This window comes from Arthrobacter cryoconiti, assembly GCF_020905375.1.
Classification (GTDB): Bacteria; Actinomycetota; Actinomycetes; order Actinomycetales; family Micrococcaceae; genus Specibacter; species Specibacter cryoconiti.
In genome coordinates, this window is record NZ_JAJJBU010000009.1 from 114,222 (window position 1) to 133,978 (window position 19,757).

The 19,757-nt window shown below is 59.9% G+C and carries 16 protein-coding genes and 1 pseudogene; 8 read left to right on the forward strand and 9 right to left on the reverse strand.

The genetic code is table 11. From position 1 onward, the window contains the following. Positions 1-16: 16 nt before the first annotated feature. Positions 17-643, reverse strand: coding sequence for a nucleotidyltransferase family protein (locus tag LOH53_RS06125; RefSeq protein WP_230066848.1), 627 nt, complete (start codon positions 641-643; stop codon positions 17-19). Continuing rightward, complete coding sequence (locus LOH53_RS06130; protein WP_230066849.1) at positions 640-1,071, reverse strand: helix-turn-helix domain-containing protein; 432 nt, start codon at positions 1,069-1,071, stop codon at positions 640-642. Before LOH53_RS06130 ends, LOH53_RS06125 begins: the two co-directional genes overlap by 4 nt. 104 nt (positions 1,072-1,175) lie before the next feature. Here LOH53_RS06130 and LOH53_RS06135 point away from each other — a divergent pair, with 104 nt between their 5' ends. Together LOH53_RS06135 and LOH53_RS06140 are read left to right on the forward strand one after the other, a co-directional pair. Then, on the forward strand, positions 1,176-2,222 hold the full coding sequence (locus LOH53_RS06135; protein WP_230066850.1) for a Gfo/Idh/MocA family protein: 1,047 nt from the start codon (positions 1,176-1,178) through the stop codon (positions 2,220-2,222). A 97-nt stretch (positions 2,223-2,319) separates the two neighbouring features. Then, positions 2,320-3,597 carry an MFS transporter gene (locus tag LOH53_RS06140; RefSeq protein WP_230066851.1) on the forward strand — a complete coding sequence of 426 codons (1,278 nt, stop codon included), beginning with the start codon at positions 2,320-2,322 and terminating at the stop codon, positions 3,595-3,597. 37 nt (positions 3,598-3,634) lie between these two features. Here the strand turns inward: LOH53_RS06140 and LOH53_RS06145 are convergent, their stop codons facing one another. Both LOH53_RS06145 and LOH53_RS06150 read right to left on the reverse strand, forming a co-directional pair. Next, positions 3,635-4,405 carry a sulfite exporter TauE/SafE family protein gene (locus LOH53_RS06145; RefSeq protein ID WP_230066852.1) on the reverse strand — a complete coding sequence of 257 codons (771 nt, stop codon included), beginning with the start codon at positions 4,403-4,405 and terminating at the stop codon, positions 3,635-3,637. Positions 4,406-4,519: 114 nt separating this feature from the next. Then, a complete protein-coding gene (locus LOH53_RS06150) occupies positions 4,520-5,968 on the reverse strand; it encodes a DUF2079 domain-containing protein (protein ID WP_230066853.1) in 1,449 nt (482 codons plus the stop codon). A 58-nt stretch (positions 5,969-6,026) separates the two neighbouring features. Between LOH53_RS06150 and LOH53_RS06155 the strand changes: the two genes are divergently transcribed. Together LOH53_RS06155 and LOH53_RS06160 are read left to right on the forward strand one after the other, a co-directional pair. Further along, a complete protein-coding gene (locus LOH53_RS06155) occupies positions 6,027-6,527 on the forward strand; it encodes a DUF456 domain-containing protein (protein WP_230066854.1) in 501 nt (166 codons plus the stop codon). Between the two features lie 53 nt (positions 6,528-6,580). Continuing rightward, the gene (locus tag LOH53_RS06160) at positions 6,581-7,129 is read left to right on the forward strand and encodes an acyl-CoA thioesterase (RefSeq protein WP_230066855.1); all 549 of its coding nucleotides are present in this window, start codon (positions 6,581-6,583) and stop codon (positions 7,127-7,129) included. 82 nt (positions 7,130-7,211) lie between these two features. Here LOH53_RS06160 and LOH53_RS06165 read toward each other — a convergent pair whose 3' ends face one another. Beyond that, positions 7,212-7,682 carry a hypothetical protein gene (locus LOH53_RS06165; RefSeq protein WP_230066856.1) on the reverse strand — a complete coding sequence of 157 codons (471 nt, stop codon included), beginning with the start codon at positions 7,680-7,682 and terminating at the stop codon, positions 7,212-7,214. Positions 7,683-7,791: 109 nt separating this feature from the next. On the opposite strand from LOH53_RS06165, the gene LOH53_RS06170 reads away from it, so the two are divergent. Continuing rightward, on the forward strand, positions 7,792-8,277 hold the full coding sequence (locus LOH53_RS06170) for an acyl-CoA thioesterase (RefSeq protein ID WP_230066857.1): 486 nt from the start codon (positions 7,792-7,794) through the stop codon (positions 8,275-8,277). An 89-nt stretch (positions 8,278-8,366) separates the two neighbouring features. Beyond that, positions 8,367-9,017, forward strand: a complete 651-nt coding sequence (locus LOH53_RS06175) for an NADPH-dependent F420 reductase (RefSeq protein ID WP_230066858.1) — start codon at positions 8,367-8,369, stop codon at positions 9,015-9,017. A gap of 65 nt (positions 9,018-9,082) precedes the next feature. Here the strand turns inward: LOH53_RS06175 and rraA are convergent, their stop codons facing one another. Further along, positions 9,083-9,574, reverse strand: coding sequence for a ribonuclease E activity regulator RraA (gene rraA, locus LOH53_RS06180; RefSeq protein WP_230066859.1), 492 nt, complete (start codon positions 9,572-9,574; stop codon positions 9,083-9,085). Between the two features lie 203 nt (positions 9,575-9,777). Here rraA and LOH53_RS06185 point away from each other — a divergent pair, with 203 nt between their 5' ends. Together LOH53_RS06185 and LOH53_RS06190 are read left to right on the forward strand one after the other, a co-directional pair. Then, a complete protein-coding gene (locus LOH53_RS06185; protein WP_230066860.1) occupies positions 9,778-12,639 on the forward strand; it encodes an FAD-binding and (Fe-S)-binding domain-containing protein in 2,862 nt (953 codons plus the stop codon). Between the two features lie 119 nt (positions 12,640-12,758). Continuing rightward, positions 12,759-13,184 (forward strand): universal stress protein, encoded by a 426-nt coding sequence (locus LOH53_RS06190; RefSeq protein WP_230066861.1) that lies wholly within the window; start codon positions 12,759-12,761, stop codon positions 13,182-13,184. Positions 13,185-13,262: 78 nt separating this feature from the next. Here the strand turns inward: LOH53_RS06190 and LOH53_RS06195 are convergent. The 3 genes and pseudogenes from LOH53_RS06195 to LOH53_RS06205 all read right to left on the reverse strand — a co-directional run bounded on the left by LOH53_RS06195 (position 13,263) and on the right by LOH53_RS06205 (position 19,717). Continuing rightward, positions 13,263-15,215: pseudogene (locus LOH53_RS06195) on the reverse strand (acyl-CoA dehydrogenase family protein). Between the two features lie 72 nt (positions 15,216-15,287). Further along, on the reverse strand, positions 15,288-16,571 hold the full coding sequence (locus LOH53_RS06200) for a glycoside hydrolase 5 family protein (RefSeq protein ID WP_230066862.1): 1,284 nt from the start codon (positions 16,569-16,571) through the stop codon (positions 15,288-15,290). A gap of 2 nt (positions 16,572-16,573) precedes the next feature. Then, entirely contained in the window at positions 16,574-19,717 is a 3,144-nt protein-coding gene (locus tag LOH53_RS06205) for an alpha-mannosidase (RefSeq protein ID WP_230066863.1), read from the reverse strand. Between the last annotated feature and the right edge of the window lie 40 nt (positions 19,718-19,757).

Consider the following 19,757-nt stretch of genomic DNA (forward strand, 5'->3'; position numbering starts at 1 on the left):
TCAAGGAGATGTGCCGTTAGCTCAGTCTGGACAAATCAGCGGGAGTGTCGATGTCCGCGCCGTCAGCGAGGTCGCTGCAGTCCACCACGTCCACAAGAGCCGGGTGCGTGCGCAGGTACTCGCGGGCGCCAGCATCCCCACGCGATAATTCTGCGGCCCCCAACGCCTGCTCGCGGGAGAACACCACAGGATGGCCGCGAACTAGAGGGCCATCTGGGCCGTCCCTGAATCCGGCCGCCGTGACCCTGCCTTGGCGGTGGGCGCTGAGCAGCCTTGCCACGAGTGCGGCACTGATTCCGGGCTGGTCCACCAAGGCTATGAGGACGTTGTCTGCGTGGGTGTTTTCGGCAAGTGCGGTGGCCACGCCAACGCAAAACGAACTCCCCATTCCGGAGTCCCACTCTGTGTTCACGATCAGTGTGCACTCATTGAGCGGACGCCCTGGTTGCTGCAGAGCAGCGACCCCGCATGCGCCCGCACCCGTGACGACCACGACGGAAGAACACCCGCCGTGGTGCAGAACTGTTGACACATGCTCCACCAGAGTGCCGCCACGAAAGGGCAGCAGCGCTTTAGGCCCGTGTCCTAGCCGGGTGCCAGCCCCAGCGGCCAAGACGACGCCCGCTGTTGGGGACGTCCTCAAGGCGCGCTAGTTTCGCCTGTGCTGCCTGTGCTGCCTGTGCTGCCTGTACTGCCTGAACCGCCTGTGCCGGCTTGGTTAGCGAGCCAGGTGAGGACGTCATCGCGGCGGATGCGTCGGTGTGAGCCCCTGTATTGCACCGCGATCTCACCGCGATCCGTGAGGTTGCGCAAAAAGGTGTGCGAAATTCCAGCCAGCTCGGCAGCTTGAGAGGTGGTGAGTAATTCGGCAACACTGGCCACGGTCACAGCGTCGCCCCGCGAGAGCCGCCAGAGAAGGTCGACGACGGCGTCCTGCGCACCGGGGGTCAGGCGATGTGCGGTGCCGTCGACAAAGACTGTGATGTCGGTGGACCCCTTCAGCGTTCGCGCTAAGTCGTGCTGCTCTGCGGGAGGGAGTGCGGGCGACGCGCGTGGTGCATCTAAGCTCATGCCAGCAGGCTACCAGCGTGACGGGTATCCGGACACGGCTGCGCGCTGCGCCAGGCTTATACGACCGGATGACGTGCTTGGTCCGCAACGGTAGGGTATGAGCCATGACACACGTGATCCGCACGGCCCTGCTCGGTTTTGGCCTCGCCGGGAGTGTTTTCCATGCGCCGTCGCTGGAATTTTTGGAACAGTTCAGCCTCGATGTGATCGTCACGGGAGATCCCGAGCGCCAAGCCGCCGCGCGCGCAGCGTACCCTGGCGCCACGGTCATGGACCGGGAGCAGTGGCAGCGTTTGAGTATGGCAAGCGTCGAAGAAGGGAACGTGGATCTTGCTGTGATCGCCACGCCCCCTGCAACCCATGTGGCACTGGCGCAAGCCGCGCTGGAAGTTGGATGCGCCGTCGTGGTTGACAAGCCTTTTACCGTCACCAGCGCTGAGGGTGAGGCCTTGATCGCGTTGGCCAAGGAGTGCGGCCAGGTGCTCACGACGTACCAAAACCGACGCTGGGACGCGGAATTTCTGACGCTGAAAAGGCTTTTGGCGGAGGGCGCTTTGGGAGAGGTGAGGCGGTTTGAGTCCCGGCTAGAACGCTGGCAGCAGAGCATTTCAAAGCAGTGGAAGGCGGAGGCGACGGCGGCCGACGGCGGCGGGATTCTCTACGACCTCGGCACTCACCTGGTGGACCAAGCTCTGCAACTATTTGGTGATCCTGTGCGCGTTTATGGCGAGGCTGCCGCGCGGCGGCCGCAGGAATTGGCTGACGATGACGCCTTTATTGCTCTTGAGCACGCAGGCGGAGTGATCTCCCACCTCTGGATGAATCTGAACGCGCCGGTGTTGGGTCCCCGGTTGCGGGTGCTTGGCTCGCAGGGCGCCTATGTCAAGGCCATCCCGGATCAGCAGGAGGCGCAGATCCAAAGCGGAATTCTGCCGGGTAATCCTCTCTACGGAGTGGATCGGCAAGAAAATTGGGGTGTGCTTGTCGGCGCCGGTGGTTCCTTGCCAGTGCCAAGCGAGCGCGGGGATTTCACCGACTTCTATGTCCTCCTCGCTGACGCCATCAACAATGACGCACCGTTACCCGTGGACCCTGCGGATTCTGTGGCGGCACTGCGCATCATTGAGCAGGTACGCAGCCAGTTGGTGTAATCGGGCGGGCAGGCTGTGCGGCACAGTATGCTGGGGCTGAGATTTTTCACTCAACGACGGTTCTTTATTCAATGGCGTGTACGGAAATTTTGGGGGAATGGTGAGCGAAAAAAGCTCCACTTCGGTGGGTGATGGGCAGGGGACCCATGAGGCGCTGCGGGAGCCTACCGTCAATGTCCGCAAACGGTGGACAACGTCAGTGGTCCTGGTCAACGTTGGAATCAATGCCGCATTCTTTGGCCCCCTACAGGTACTTTTGGGTCAGCAGGCCATCCACTTCAGCGAACCGGAAAAAGAAGGGATCTTGGCACTCGTGACGGGGGCTGGCGCTGCTGTTTCCCTCGTAGCAAACCCGCTATTTGGCACATTCAGCGACAGAAGCCTCTCCCGCTTCGGTAGGCGGGTTCCATGGGTTTTCATCGGAGCGCTACTGGGCACCATCGGGCTGTTGGGGCTAAGTGTTGCTCCTTCAGTGGCGGCCATGACGGCGCTCTGGTGTCTTGTGCAGCTGGGCTGTAACGGCGCGCTGGCGGCCATCACGGCGGCTGTGCCAGACAGGGTGCCGATTAGCCAGCGTGGGAGCATCGGCGGCTTGGCTTCGATGGGTACTGTGGTTGGCATCTTGATGGGCGCCGCGATTGCCGCGGTGGTCTCGGGTAACTTTGCTGCCGGCTATCTACTGTGTGCTGTGGCACTAATTGCTGGCATGGTTCCGTACCTGTTTCTGTCCGACGACGCCGTCCTGCCCGCCTCGGCTCGCCCGCAATTTGCGTGGCGGACTTTTGTTTCCGGGTTCTGGATCTCCCCGGTCCGGTATCCCGATTTTGCTTGGGCGTGGATTACGCGCTTCTTGGTCAATGTTGGCAACCATTTGGTGACCTTGTACCTGCTGTTTTTCCTGCGCGACGCGGTTGGCTTCGCGAACCCGGAATACGGTGTGCTGATCCTGACGGGGCTCTATGCGGTGATGACACTTTTCACAGCTGTCATTGGCGGCAAGCTGTCCGACAAGGTGGGGCGGCGTAAACCGTTTGTGATCGGTTCCTCGGCCATCATTTCTCTGGCTGCGCTCATCCTTGCGTTTGCGCCGACGTGGACGGGGGCGCTGATCGGGGCTGCCGTTCTTGGTATTGGATATGGCGCCTATTTGGCTGTCGACTTTGCTCTGATCACCCAGGTCTTGCCGTCAGCGGTGAGCCGGGGCAAGGACCTGGGTGTCATTAACGTTGCGAACTCCCTGCCGCAAGTCATTGCTCCAATCATCGCGTGGCCGCTGGTAACCGTGATGGGTGGGTATGTCACCCTTTACGTGGTAGCTGCCGTGATCGGATTGCTGGGGGCAGTGTTTGTGGTCAAGATTAAGAGTGTGGACTAGCTTCGCCGGTGTTCGTGGAGGCGCTCACCCCTTGGATTTAGGCGAAGAAGACCATCTTCACTAGGGCGGCTGTTCCTACGACGATAATGGTGGCACGCAACGCCATAGGCGGGAGCTTCCGGCCGAACTTGGCGCCCACCAGACCTCCGAACAGAGATCCAGCCGCGATCAGTGCCGTAACTTTCCAGTCAATGTAATGCCACGCCACGATCATGAACGTGACGGCGGCAATGCCATTGACCGCAGTGGTCAGGACGTTTTTGACGGCGTTGATTTGTTGCAGGGCCACAGTGGTCATGATGCCCATCAGCCCCACAATTAAGATTCCTTGTGCGGCACCAAAGTACCCGCCGTACATGCCGAGTACAAAAATTCCTACAATCAAGCCCACCGCGCTGCGGGAGGGCCCGGGGTCTTCACCAGTGAAACGGCGCAGCGCCATTCTGCGTTGCAACACTGGGCCGAACGCCACCATGAGGATGCCGAGAACGATCAGCACGGGGACAATCGTGCCAAAGGCCGACGGCGGCAGCGTCAACAGCAGCAGCGCTCCGGCCAGACCACCTATCGCGGATGCCGGCAGCAGCCGTTTGATCATTTCCTTATTGGGTGCCAGTTCCTTCCGGTAGCCCCACGTGCCAGACAGCCCGCCAGCCACAAGTCCGATGTTGTTGGAGATGTTTGCGGTCAGGGGCGCGTAGCCAAAGAGCAGCAGGACCGGAAATGTTACAAGGGTCCCCGAGCCGACGACGACGTTGATCATTCCTGCCCAAAATCCAGCCAAGAATATCGTCATGAGTTCGAGCATGTGCCGTCCTTGGTGGTGGGTTCATCGCTGCTCGCTTACTGGGACAAGGCGCATACTGTGCCAGCGATGACGGTGGGGAAGTTCCTCAAATTGTACTGTCAGTCCGGGATGGACTTAGTCACGCTTGGCAACTTGGAAGCGCGCGTCTGCATGAACGGTGACGTAATGGGTGCCCGGGAATCGGGACTGCGCTTCCATTGCCGCCGTGTTGGAGGCAACGCCGGACCGAGAAGAAACATCGATGAGGACGTACTGCGGGGCCGGGTTCTTATTGCCGATCCAGTAGACGTTATGGCGGTCCACCAGGTAGCTCATGAGGGTGATATCTGTTTCCACAGTGACGCCCGCAGGAACTGCGGCCAGCGCGTTGGCGGCTTCGACGTTGTGTGTGGTGGGAAAGTTTTTGCCAGCATCGTTTAGCTTGCCAAAGGCGTAGTGGCTGGAGAGCGCGAGCGCAATGAGAGCGATGGCCACGGCGGAGAGTAGACGCAGCTTGGCCGAATCAAGGACCTTGCGACGTGCAAGGGCATCGATCGCGGCGCAGAAGACCACAGGCATGAGCACGGCACTGTACTGCCATTCCTGCCCCCAGTAATACTCAAGGTCGGAGAGGAAGCGCCAGGCCAGAGTGGGTATTACGATCAATGTCAGCGGAGAAAACAGGCACAGGCCAGCAGTGATTGCGACCAGCAAGAAAGTGGTCGCCACCTTTTCCGAGTTCAGCAAGGACAAAGGGTCGCTAAAGAGCGCGCCTAGATTCAGCTGGCTGGAGTAGGCCCAGCTTTCGCTAGGGTTCATGGATGGCAGAATCACCGCCGTCGAAAGCAGAAACCAGCCCACTCCCCAGACGGCCAACCACAGGCCGGCGGGCTTGCGTGATCGGTGAGCCATGACCAAACCAAGCACTAGTACGCTCAGGCCGAGGTCTTCCTTGACGAACACCAGCAAAGCGGCCCAGATCCATGCTTTTCGCCATTTTTCCTCCAGCAAAGCGCTCAAGGAAAGCGCCAGCAGCGGCACGGCAAACGCGATTTCATGGAACTGCGCGTCCACCGCTGATGCCAGGCCCCAACTCAAGGCGTAGCCAATGCCCAGGCAGACACCGGGAATCCGGCCAAGGTGCTTGATAGCCAGGTTGCTGAGCACCACCACCGAGAGGGCAAAAAGCGCGTTTTGGACTACCAGCAAAGTGAATGCGCTAGGGAAAACGCGGTAAACCGGACCGAGCAGAACTAAGAGTGGGTGGAAATGGTCACCCAGCAGGTTGTAGCCATCACCCTTGATACTGACAATTGGCGCCTGGAAATGCGCATAGTCCTTCGCCAATTGCGTGAAGATGCCCAGGTCCCAGGACCGGATGGCGTAACTGCTCCACTGCAACCAGGAGAAGAGTGTGTAGAGAATAAAAGCCGATGCGCCTAGCAGGACCGCAGGCACCAGGGGGCTTCGCAGCTTCCAAAGGTTCCGCAGGTTTCGGGGAAACCGGTGTCCGGGAGTTGACTCTCGCGTGGCCGTTGGATCGACCATGCCAGTGGGCGCTCCGCTGATCTTCGCTGTGCTCACGCTTTCAATTCTAGGCCGTTGGATCCGGACATCCGTGCCGTTCTGGCAGGATGGGGGCATGGACGCGCAGATTATTTGGACCATCCTGTGCGGTCTTGCCATCTTGGTAGGCGCCGCAGGGGTAATCGTCCCGGTACTTCCGGGTAGCCTGCTGATCGCCACGAGCCTGCTTGCCTGGGCACTGGCCATTGGAGAGCCCGTGGGATGGGTCGTGTTTGGAGTGGGCGTCGTCTTTGTTGGGGCCGGCATGGCTTCCAGCGCGGTTTTGACCGGACGCGTCATGAAGGAGCGCAAGATTCCAGGGCGTTCCCTTATAGTGGCGTTGGTGGTGGGGGTCATCGGGTTCTTCATAGTTCCCTTCGTCGGTCTCCTCCTCGGTTTTGCTGTGGGACTTTTTCTCTCCGAACTCCAGCGTCACAAGGCTTTTAAACCGGCGCTCTCATCCTCCGTGGCGGCCTTGAAGGCTACTGGGCTTGGCATGTTGGCTGAGTTTGGCTTTGCGTCCCTGGCCGCTGGAACATGGGGAGTCGGGGTACTGGTCTATTTTCTGGGCCGGTGATTGCTTTCACGGAGTGGCTTCCACAACAAGTTACCGACGGGTAACATGTATTCATGCATCTGTTGTTCAGAACCCTCTTCCTTCTCCTGCGCTCCGGTCGCCGGAGCAAACTCTCCCTCTGGGATATTTCCTCCTGGCCCACTCGAGTGTGGCCTACTGACATTGACCTGGCCATGCACATCAACAACGGCATGTACTTTTCCCTCATGGATCTGGGCCGCTTTGATCTGATGCGACGCAGCGGGGTATGGAAACGGATGCGAGAACTAAAATGGAACCCGGTTGTGGCAGCCGAAACCATTTCGTTTAGAAAGTCCGTGAAGCTGTTCCAGCGCTACACGGTGGAGTCGCGGATCATTGGAGTCGATTCCAGAGCCGTCTATTTTGAACAACGCATGGTGGTAGACGGGGAAATATACGCCAGGGCGTACATCGCGACCCGCTTTATTGACGAAAAAGGCCCTGTCAGCATTGAGCGGATCATGGCCGAGTTTGGCCCGGTACCGGCAGGTAGGGAGCTTCCCGATTGGCTCCACGGGTGGCGAGAAGCAAATTCATTGCCAAGCGCTCGCCGCCCAGCGCGGCACCTGTGGTCGGCCTAAGCGCGTGAGCGCCTAGCGTCCAAGCACGCAGCGTCCAAGTGCCTAAGCGTAGTTCTCATGGACTCTTCAGCGAGTAGAAAAGCTAAGGAACTTGAACTTGTACACGCATGGCGGCCATGGGTCCTCCGCACTGCTCGGTGCCACCTACCCGGGTCCAATTTAGAGTTCTGGATTCCTGCGTCAGTAAATTGCCGGCCGTGTCAAAGACCCTCAGGGTCACGGCAGACGGGGGTTGTTCACCCATGACGAAAACCCACGAACCATTAGCTTCGCGCGCCAGAATGTCAGTCGCGTTTGGGGCATTCTTCGCAAACATAGGGTTGAGCGGAATGCACGTTGACCCCGCGCAGGCTGTAATGTTCGCGGCGCCTGCCACCGCGGACTGGCTGCCGGTCAGAGTGACTTTGAGCGTGTTCGCCCACGTGGCAGCCGGGCACGCGGCAGGGTCTTTGTCCAGCACGATTGCGCCGATGATGAAGGCCATGCACAGCGCTGCCATGATAGGGACGAAAACGAGTTCGACGCGTCGGCGGGTTGTTGGTGCTGCAGGCATGGGCTCATAATATCCAACCGGTCTGAACGTTTGCCGCATACTTCCAAGTCGGTAATCACGGGGCATCATAATCTCCGTTTTGCTTCGTTGGCTCGGATATCGTTAGCTCATGACACAGGATGCAAGGCACGACGGCGGCGCAAGGCTCACCGTCCATGTCCCCATGCGTTGGGGAGACATGGACGCTTACGGGCACATTAACAACGTTGCGGTAATGCGCATTCTAGAGGAGGCCCGGGTCCATGCTTTCGGGGCGCCGGCGGGCACAGGAGCGCCGGGGGTGGAAATGGAACTGCCGGTATTCGCCGACCTAGCGCCTGGCACGCAAGCACTGGTTGTCGAACACAGGGTGAAGTACCTGACACCGTTGAATTACAGAAACATCCCGGCACGGGTTGATGTTTGGGTCAGCGCCATCAAGGGGGCCAGCTTTACCATTGCCTACGCCATTGAGGACCCCGTAACGAGGGTGCGATGCGTCATCGCCGAAACGGTTTTAGCGTTCTTGCACGCGGCAAGTGGGACGGTTTTGCGGATTACTCCGGAGAAAAAAGTCCAACTAGAAGTGATGCGTGGTGCTCCTAACTTCCGCTGATCAACGGTCCCGGTCCTGCGCCTAGACGGTAGTGACGCAACGATGACTGTGACAGGAAATTTTTGTGCCACAGTCCCTGTTCCACCAGTATGAGCACACTAGGAATTATCGGAGCAGGACACATTGGCAGTCAGATCGCACGCAAGGCGGTGCAGTTGGGCTACGAAGTTGTCATTAGTAATTCACGGGGACCACAGACGTTGACCGACCTCGTGAGTGAACTTGGACCCCTCGCCAGCGCCGCAACGCCGGAGCAGGCGGCAATCGCCGGAGAGTTCGTCGTCGTGACGGTCCCCTTTAAGAATTATCGTGAACTCCCAGCTGCCGCCTTGGCGGGGAAGATCGTGATCGACACCAACAACTATTACTGGGAACGTGACGGTCGGATCTCCGCGCTGGACAAGGGCGAGGCAACCACGTCCGGAATGGTGCAAGAACACCTCAAGGATTCCCGCGTGGCAAAGGGATTCAACCACATCCCAGCCGCTGACATCACCACCAGCGGGAGTGCTGCCGGTACCGAAAATCGTCGTGCGCTGGCCACGGCCAGTGATTATGCTGACGCGAGCGCCTTGGTCACTCGCCTTTACGATGAGTTTGGCTTTGACACGGTCGACGCCGGCCCGCTCTCCGAGAGCTGGCGGGTGGAACGCGACCGTCCAGCATATGTGGTGCGGTCTAACGCGCAGGAATTGGCTGCCAGTCTTGCCAAGGCCCCGCGTTTGGTGCCGATGGACTGATGGCGCACACTGGCCGCAGGGCGTTTCGACGCCGCGGCCGGTGGCCCGTCACGGTCCAGCGTTGCTCAGGCCCCCTGTTCTGGGACTGCTGATTTTTCGATCAAAATACCATCCGCATCGGCATAAATAATGTCGCCGGGGGCGATCACCACTGTGCCAAGCCGAACGGGGACGTCCACTTCACCGAGGCCCGCCTTTTTGCTCTTGGCCGGATTGGTGCCGAGTGCTTTCACGCCCAGCGGGAGGGTATCCACCACCACGCTGTCTCGAATGGCCCCATTGATAATGACGCCGGACCAGCCATTATCCACTGCCGACTGCCCAATCATGTCGCCCATGAGGGCTCGCTCCAACGAACCGCCACCGTCGATCACCAACACGGCTCCGTTGCCGGCTGTCCCCAGCAGGGCTTTGGCCAATGCATTGTCTTCAAAGCAACGAACTGTGCGGGCCGGACCGGAAAATGTCCTGATCGTGCCAAAACTACGGAACTGTAGGGAGACCGAGGCCAGCTCGCTGCCGCGTTCGTCGTAGAGGTCTGCCGTTGTGAAGGTCATGGTGCTCCTGGGGATAGAGGGAGTAGGGGACTGCAGGGTCATTCACTGCCAGCATAGTCATGCACTTCTGGCGTCAGACGTTCTTTCCGCGCCCATCTGGGTAAACTTGCCAGATCATCGGCCCTGCATTTCGATGGCACAGTTTCGATGGCACCGGCTCGGTGTGACTGTGGAGAAGGCCCACCTCCGGAAGGAAATCCAGCATGGTGGAAGCGCATGCAAGCACGCGGCACGAGGGTAGCGCGGCGGTGACGCAAGTCCGGGTAGCAATGGCCAGCCCGGGTCAAACAAAGACCCGCGCCCTAGACGTGCATGCCAACGCTCACGACGCGTCTCATTTTCTCCTCATCCCGCAGGCCGTGGCAGTGCCCAGCAGTGCCGAAGAGGTCGGCCGACTTCTCAAAATCAGTGCCGCCAGCAAACTTGGTATAACTTTTCGATCCGGCGGGACCAGCCTCAGCGGCCAAGCGGTCACGGATGGACTATTGGTGGACGTCCGCAGAAATTTTCGTGCGATCCACGTCCTGGATAACGGCGCCCGCGTGCGTGTCCAACCCGGAGTTACAGTGCGTGCTCTGAACGCCCGGCTTCTGCGCTACGGACGCAAGTTCGGCCCCGATCCTGCCAGCGAAGTCGCGTGCACCATCGGCGGTGTGATTGCCAACAACTCCTCCGGCATGGCGTGCGGTATTACGGAGAACTCTTACCAGACGCTGGAATCGCTCACGGTAGTGCTCCCGAGCGGCACCGTGATCGATACCGGCGCGTCCGACGCCGACGCCCGTCTCCGTGCGCTGGAACCGGACATTTTCGCCGGGCTTTTAGAACTTCGCGAACGCGTCCGCAACAACCTTGAATCCGCGCGCATCATTAGGCGGCAGTTTTCCCACAAAAACACCATGGGTTACGGGCTCAATTCGCTGCTGGACTTTGAAAGTCCGGCACAGATCCTGGCCCATCTAATAGTAGGAAGTGAGGGGACACTGGGCTTTGTGGCCGAGGCCGTATTCGTCACGGTTCCCCGGCTGGCCCACGCCACCACCGGTCTTTTGGTGTTCTCCAGCCTTGAAGAAGCCAACGCGGCGCTGCCGGCCCTAGTGGAAAGCGGCGCTGCAACCGTCGAACTCATGGACGCCGCCTCGCTGAAGGTGGGGCAGACGCTCAGCCAAGTGCCCGGCGTCGTACGGGATTTACAGGTGAAAAATCATGCGGCGCTCCTGCTCGAATACCAGAGCGAGGATGCGAGTCAACTGGCGGAACTAGGCGCCGGGGCAGTGCGGATTGCCGGCACTCTGGGCCTTGATTCGCCGGCGAAATTTACTTCCGACTCCAATCAACGGGCAGAACTGTGGCACCTGCGCAAAGGCTTGTACACCTCGGTGGCTGGTGCCCGGCCGCAAGGAACCACGGCTCTGCTTGAAGACATAGTGGTGCCCGTTCCCGCCCTGGGCCGGACCTGCGTCGAGCTTGGCACCTTGTTTAGAAAATATGCTTATGAAAACTCCGTGATCTTTGGCCACGCCAAGGACGGAAATATTCACTTCATGCTGACCGATAAGTTTGCTAGCCCCCGCGAATTGGACCGCTACGCCGCCTTTACCGAAGACATGGTTGACCTGGTCCTGGGCGAGGGCGGGTCGTTGAAAGCAGAACATGGCACAGGCCGCGTCATGGCGCCCTTTGTCCGCCGCCAGTATGGAGAGGAGCTGTACGCCGTCATGCGCCGGATCAAGGAACTCTTTGACCCGGCAGGGATGTTGAACCCCGGTGTGCTGATATCGGATGACACCACAGCGCACCTGCGTCACATCAAGGCCGCCCCACCAGCCGTTGACAGTGAGGTGGACCGTTGCGTCTCCTGTGGCTACTGTGAGCCCGTCTGCCCCAGCAAAGACCTGACGCTCACCCCGCGCCAGCGAATTGTTTCATTGCGTGCCATTGAAGCGGCCCGCCTAGCCGGGGATACGGCGCTCGCAGTCGCCCTTGAAAAGGATTACAACTACGACGCCGTGGAAACCTGTGCGGTGGATGGCATGTGCCAGACGGCTTGTCCGGTAGACATCAACACAGGAAATCTCGTCAAGCACTTGCGCCGGGATGCCGGGGGAAAACTCGAAAACGGGGTGTGGGAGACAGCTGCGAAACATTGGGCTGCCACGACGCAGGGCGCGGGGTTGGCCTTGTCAGTAGCCGCCAAGATGCCTGAGCGTGTGGTGCTTTCCGCCAACTTGCTGGGGCGGAAAATTCTTGGCGATGACAGACTGCCTTTGTATTCTGCAGAGTTGCCGCAGGGCGGAAAGGAACGACGCCGCCGCCCACCAGCAGGGGAGCCCGTGGCCGTGTATTTCCCTGCTTGTGTGAACACGATGTTTGGTCCAGCAAAGGATCCCACGGGAATGCCTGGCTCCGGTGTGCAGGAGAGTTTTGAGCACTTGTGCCAGCGGGCAGGGCTTCATCTTCTGGTACCGGAGGGCATAGCCGGACTTTGTTGCGGCACGCCGTGGTCCTCGAAAGGGATGCAACAAGGACTGGCAGCGATGCAGGACCGGACGGTAAAGCTGCTTCGGGCAGCCACTCACGACGGGGAATTGGAGATCATCGTCGATGCCTCTAGCTGCACAGAGGGGCTCATCCACGCGATCGAAGCGCAGACGCTGGTGCCGGGCGCGCGTGCGCTGCGTGTGATGGACGCGGTGGAATTTGTGGCTCGGCGTGTTTTGCCGGTACTCGATCAGGACTGGGTAAAAATCGACTCACTGGCGTTGCACCCCACCTGCTCCTCCACCCGGCTGGGACTAAACCCGGCGCTGGAAAAGGTGGCGAACGCCGTCGCCCGGTCCGTGCAAATCCCAGATAGCTGGGGCTGCTGCGGATTCGCCGGGGACCGGGGGATGCTGCACCCTCAATTGAGCGAATCAGCCACGCAAGATCAGGCGCTCGAGGTGAGCCGCATGGGTGCCACCGGGCATGCCTCCTGCAATCGAAGCTGTGAATTAGGGATGACTCGGGCCACCGAACGCGAATACCGTCACGTGTTGGAATTGCTGGCTGAGGCGGTTGATTAATATTGGATGGTTAGTTCTCACACCTTGAGCGATAAATGCGGGTCGCTGTGGCTAAGCTATGAACTAGCGAATATATTGGCTGTACACAAGCAATAATGCACCTAACTAAGGATGTAAAAATGACGGGGATCATCATTGTCGGAGTCGACGGCAACTCAACGTCCATGAAGGCGGCCCGTGTGGCAGCCCACCTGGCCAAATCTCTGGGATCGACGCTGCGCGTTGTGACCGCTTTTGGTGAGGACAAGACCGAAAAGGTTGAAATCGGCAACGACGAGTGGTTCCTTTCCACCGCCGACGAGGCCGAGCGTGTAGCCCAGCGCGTGGCGGACGAGTTGAAGACCATCGGTGTGAAGACCGAGTACTCCTCAGCTTTGGGCAAGCCGGCGGAGGTTCTCATCGAGGAAGCCACGAGGGCCAAGGCCGATCTGATAGTTGTCGGCAACATTCGGATGCAGGGCCTCAAGCGCGTCCTCGGTTCCGTGGCCAACGCTGTGTCTCACAACGCCCCCTGCGATGTGTACATCGTCAAGACAGACGGCTAGCAGCTCGAATTCTTCTCACTTCGGCCCGGGTACTTTCGGTTTTTGCGAAAGTTCCCGGGCCGAAGTTTTTTATCAGCTTTAGCGGTACTTTCTGTGCAGGTTCTCATGCTCGGAAGGACCGGGCGTGGCATCCGCAATCCACGGGCCCGTGCCCTCTGAGACGTCAATGATGCCCTGCTCAAGCCAGACAAAGTCACCGGCTTGAAGCTCTTCACTCAAGGATTTATCAGAGTCGTCGGTGTTATGCCACAGCTCATTGAACAGTGCCTCCACGCGCAGCCGTGATTGGGCCGCAAACGCGTCTGCCAGTTTCAGGGCTGAACGGCCTTCGGCTGGGTCATTTAGTCGCAGCATTTCCGCGCGACTACAGCAGGCGGCAATGGCGAACAGTTCAGCACCAATATCCACAATCCTGCCCAGGAAAGCCTGCTTGTACTCCAGTTTCCCCTGCCAGCGGCCCATACCGTAGAACGTCTGGCGGGCCAGCTTTCGGGATTCACGCTCCACATAACGCAGGTGTTTAGCCAAGGAACCGAACTCGTTGTACGAGCGGGGGTCCAGACCCTTGCCCACCATCAATTGGGGCAGCCACCTGGCATAAAAGCCACTGGCAGCCATGGCGGCTTTCCCCTTTTGTTGCAATGTTGCCGTGGTGGAGGCCAAATCACCGGCTGCTGCCAAGTGCGCGTCTACGGCTTCGCGGGCGATCAGTAAGTGCATGATCTCAGTGGAGCCTTCAAAGATGCGGTTGATGCGCAAATCCCGCAGTAGTTGTTCGGCCGGGACGGCACGCTCGCCACGGGCAGCCAGCGATTCTGCCGTCTCATAGCCTCTCCCGCCGCGGATCTGGACAAGTTCATCAGCGCACTTATAGGACATTTCCGATGACCAGAGCTTGGCCAGCGCTGCCTCGATCCTTACGTCCTTCATGCCGGCGTCGGCCAATGCCGCAGAGAGCTCGAAGACAGCTTCCAACGCGAAAGTTGTGGCAGCCAGAAAGGCCAGCTTCTTGCCGACTGCCTCATGCTGGCCCACCGGATGCCCCCACTGGGTCCGCGCATTGGACCATTCCCGGGCTATTTTCAGTGACCACTTAGCCGCGCCTGCTGCCATTGCGGGAATCGAGAGCCGCCCGGTGTTCAATGTGGTCAACGCGATTTTCAGGCCCTGGCCTTCGCGTCCCAGCCGGTTTGCCGCCGGAACTCGCACCTGGTGGAAACGGGTCACCCCATTTTCGATGCCTCGCAAACCCATGAACTTGTTGCGGTGCTCCACCGTGATCCCGGCGGAATCGGCTTCCACCACAAAAGCTGTGATTCCGCCGGTCTTTCTACCTTTTTCATCCAGTCCGCGGGAAGGCACCACGGCCATGACCACCACCAGCTCGGCAATCACACCGTTGGTGGTCCACAGCTTCACACCATCGAGGACGTATTCACTCCCGTCCTCGCTGGGTACAGCGGCACACGCCATACGCGCGGGGTCTGATCCGACGTCGGGCTCGGTTAAGAGGAACGCCGTGACCGCCCCGGCGGCGCACCGTGGCAGATACTTTTGCTTTTATTCTGGGGTGCCGAACACTTTCACGGGTTCTGGCACGCCAATGGACTGATGGGCGGAGACCAGGGCACCAAACGCCGGGTGCACGCTGCCCAGAATGGCCAGGGCACGGCCGTAATAAGTCAGGTTGAGTCCTAAGCCGCCATACTCCTGCGGAATCTTCATGCCAAAGACCCCAAGTTTGGCCAAACCGGCCAAGTACTCATCGGGGATTTTGGCATCGCGTTCAATCACCGCGGCATCGATGGTGCGCGCATATTCCTCCACCGTACGCAAGAAGACTTCCCCCCGCTGCGTATCTTCGGGCGTGGACTGCGGATGGGGGTGGATTAAACTCAGGTCAAAGTCGCCCAGATAGAGGCCCTTGGCGAAACTGGGTCGCTCCCAAACGGTTTCACGTGCAGCTTCTGCAGCATTGCGGGCATCCTCGGCCGTGACATGGACCCCGGCAGCATCAACATTTGCGGACATGGCTTCCTCATTTCCACCGGCAACAACAACTTAGCCAGCTTGCGGATCAGGCACCTCGTGGTTGATGCGAGCCTACTCCCGAGTAGGCTGGGCGGCTAGGGCGACGTCGGTGATCCCGCGGGCCCGGAGGTAATTGGCGTCGGAGAGCTTGGAAGTACGCACCAGAGCGGGCTTCTTCCCCGCCGCAGTCTGCTCTAGCCACGCAGCAAACACTGCCCCGGCGGGATCTGCTACCGAGCGTCCCATACCCGTTTGCAGGTCTCCCGGATCAAAGGCAACAGCCGTAGTCCGCTGACGCCGCGGCGTCGGATGGCTCTTTTCAGCTGCGATCAGTTCAGCCAGGCGGCGCCCCGCTGGCTTGACGGCACGCCCGGAGTCCAGCAGTCCCAAAGAGTGTTCCAGCTCGGGAAAGTCGGCCAGCTTGCGGCTGACGTCATGGGAACACCACCAGGTAACGCCCCACAGATTGGGTGTGTCTAGTACAGGACGCAGACTAGCTTCGAGGAAGTCTGCAGCCCCGTCAAACGGCACAGCCGGGTGGGGTGCGCCGATTTCCTGGAGCCAGATGGGCCGCGCCGGGTCCTGCGCATAGGCGGCGGCCAATTGGATCAGGTAATCGGCAAAGAGTGTCCGTGCGGGATGACCCGGCGGAAACAGCCGAGCCACGGCCACAAAAATCCAGGAATGTACGGTGGTCATGTCCCCCAGCGTTGCCGCGTGGGCAGGCGTGAGTGGGCAGTTATCCACAAACCACACATTGTCGTCAAAACTGTGCTGGTGGCTGCCTCCTGGCCACTCTGTCTGGACGGCAGCCAAGAGCGTAGTGAGCCATTCACCCATTTGCGCTGGTGTGGTGAGCTGCTGGTCGGGATGGCGCTCCACAGCGAACTGATTAGTCTCATTACCCAACGTCATTCCTAAGACGTTAGGGCGTTCGGTGACTTCCCGGGCAAGCGCTGTGATGAGCTGCGCTTGCGCCATCACGACCTCTGGATCCGTAAAAATATTGCGCCGATGCCAGCTGGTTACCCACGCTGGCAGGAAATCGAAGCTTGAAAGGTGCCCCTGCAAGCCGTCAATAGAAACTTCAAGACCGAACTCCGCCGCAGCGTCCACGACTTTGCCGACGTCGGCAATTCCCTGCGCGCGAATCAGAGTTCGGTTGGGCTGAAGCAGGGGCCATAACGGGAAGATGCGCACGTGGTCCAAACCCAGTGCAGCAATTGACTCAAAATCGGCCCGCACGGCGTCCACCTCAAAGTCCTGCCACGAGTGGAACCAGCCCTCACTGGGGGTGTAGTTCACGCCCCAGCGTAGTGGTGCGGGCATAGCGGACGGGCGCTGGGACGGGGACATCTTCACTCTCTTTGCAAACGCAGGGTCAGGATCTGGAACGGGCGCAGCACTAGGGAGAATATACCGTCTTGCACGGTGATCGATCCGGTCTCGTGCGGCTGTTCCAGGAGGTTGTTTTCCAGCACCGCAGCCACCTTGAAGGAAGCGCTGAGCGTCACCGACGCCCGGGCACCAAGTGGTTCATAAAGGCGCACGATCACGTCGCCGCTGCGGTCATCGGCAAGTTTCACCGCCTCGATCAGCGCCGCCTGAGAATCGGTGCGCACCAGAGGTTCCACGGCGGCGCCCGCCCAGCCACGTGGCACGCCGCGCCACGGCAGGTTCAGGGCATAGCCGGACTCGACGGCGTCTTCTACACTGGCGCCCACCACCAGTCCGTAGCTGAACTGGTGCCGACCCTGGTCAGTCTGCGGGTCGGGAAAGCGGGGGCCCCGCAGTAGCGATAAGCGCACAGTCGTGAAGCTGGAACCGTTTGACCCAGGGTGTCGGGAGACGTCATGGCCGTACGTGGAATCGTTGATCACGGCTGCACCAAAGCCGGGCTCGCCCACGTGGACCCAGCGGTGCGCGCACACCTCAAAACGGGCGTTGTCCCATGAAGTGTTCTCATGGGTGGCGCGCGTAATGTGCCCGTACTGCGTCTCGAAACGGGCGTGGTCGGCGTGCACATCCAAGGGGAAGGCAGCTTTGAGCAAGGTCTCCTGCTCGTGCCAGTCAACGTCGGTATAAACGGTGATGGTCTTGGAACCTGCGGCGATGCGTACACGCTGGGTGATGTGTGACTTACGGAAACTGCGCCTGATGGTGATCTCAGGCTGGGTCCCCAGCATGGTGACCTCCATTGAATCAAGTTCGCGGATGTCAGTGACGGTGTTCTTGTAGAACGCATCAATGTCCCAGGCGTCCCACATATTGGGGAAATCCGCGTGCAACTGCAGTAGGTTGGCGCCTTGTCCGGCCGGAACCAGCTCACGATTTGCGGCCATGTCCACAATGGAGTTGATGACTCCGTCCGCGCCGAAGCGCACAGTAATCAGCCCGTTGCGGACGACTATTTCGCCGCTGCCATCTTCTTCCTGCTCCACCGTCACTTCCGGTGTGGCCGGGGTCGGGACGCCAGCACTGAGGGCCGGGACACCTTGCCGTGCATAGGGTGAGGCGTTGAAGAGCAAGCCGGAATCGATGGTCCGCTCCGACACCGGTTCGCTGTGTGTGCTTTTCTCACTCGCCGTCGTGGCCCGAACATCCTCGGGTGCCAGAGCCATCATTGCCTCGCCGATGATCACGGTCAGATCCTCGGCGATCTTTGCATACTGTTCGGCCGCTTCACGGTGCACCCAGGCGATGGCGGACCCCGGCAGGATGTCGTGGAACTGGTTCAATAAAACCAGCTTCCAAATTCGGTCCAGCTCCGCGTAAGGATAGTCAATGAGACCGCGTACGGCTGCCGTAGCACTCCATAGTTCAGCTTCACGCAGCAGGTGCTCGCTGCGCCTATTGCCCTGCTTGGTCAGCGCTTGGGATGTGTAGGTGCCCCTGTGTAACTCCAGGTACAGCTCGCCCTTCCATACCGGGGCATTGGGATATTCTTCTTGTGCGGCCGTGAAGAACTCTTTTGGTGAGGCAATCGTGACCCGCGGGGAGCCCTCCAAATTTTTGGTGCGCTTCGCCCGTGCCAACATTTCGCGGGTGGGCCCACCTCCGCCGTCGCCCCAACCAAACGGGACCAAAGATTTTCTAGCAGCGCCCTTATCCCGGAAATTACTCACGGCGTGGGCCAATTCCTTGCCGGACAGCGCGGAGTTGTACGTGTCCACTGGCGGGAAATGGGTGAAGACGCGAGTGCCGTCAATCCCCTCCCAATTAAACGTGTGGTGGGGGAACTTGTTCACGGTATTCCAGGAGATCTTCTGGGTCAGGAACCACTTGGCTCCGGCAAGTTTCACGATCTGCGGCAGTGCGGCAGAGTAGCCGAACGAGTCCGGCAACCACACTTCCTCACACTCCACACCAAAGTTCTCCCGGAAGAAACGCTGTCCGTACGTGAACTGGCGGGCCATGGCCTCTGAGCCCACCATATTGGTATCAGATTCCACCCACATCCCGCCCACCGGCAAGAAGTTCCCCGCCGCTACTGCCTCTTTGACCTTCGCGAAAACCTCAGGGCGCTGATCCTTGAGCCACTCATATTGCTGAGCGGAGGACATAACAAACTTCAGCTCCGGGTATTCGGCGAGTAAGTTGACCACATTGGAGGTAGTGCGGGCCACCTTGCGCACCGTCTCACGCACGGGCCACAGCCATGCCGAATCAATGTGAGCGTGCCCAATGGCAGTGAGCTGGTGGGCACTGGCATTGGCTGGCGCGGAGAGAACATCGACTAGTTCCGCGCGTGCCGCCTTTGCCGTGGCCGGAACGTCCGCCAGTGAAAGGGCATCCAGCGAGCGTTCTATTGCATACAGGATGTCCCAGCGACGCGGGTTGCCCAGATCCAGCTCAGTTGCCAGCTGAGAGAGGACCTCCAAGTCCGCAGCTAGCTCCCAGACCTCGGTGTTGAGAATATTGATATCGGCTCGGAGTACTGCGTATCTGGGTGAACTTCCGGCGGTGCTCTTCTCGCCCAGCTGCGTTGGCACAAATGGATTGTCGGTGAAGACGAATGGGTTCGCTGCCGCTTCAACGTACAGGTCGATTTCCTCTCCACCTACCGCGTTCTCGGCGATGGGGATCCAGGTATTGAGCGGGTTGAGCGCCTTCACGGCTGAGCCATCTGGGCGGTAGACGAGCCCTTCTGCCTGGAAGCCTGGCCATGATTGGCTAAACCCTAGGTCCATCACCAATTCGACTTTTTCCCCGCGGGCCGACGCCGGCACAGTGCCGGTGAGATGGAACCAGCTAGTTCCCCATGCTGGACCCCACGGCTGTCCCACGGCGAACGGCTCAAAGGAGGGTGCGCCGTCGTGCTGCCCATCTGGCGGGCTTGCCAAACCGAGAGCAAAAGCGGGCGCTACTGGTTCGCCCTGGCCACCGCCTACATGCCACGCCGTTAGCGTAAGGGCGCCGATGGGCGTGTAAATAGCCGGCACAATCCGCTCGGTAAGGGCTCGTTTGAGCCTGTTTTCGATCAGATTGTGATTCTCATGCATGCGAGGAACGCCTTCCATGCCATTACGGGGGTAAACGAAA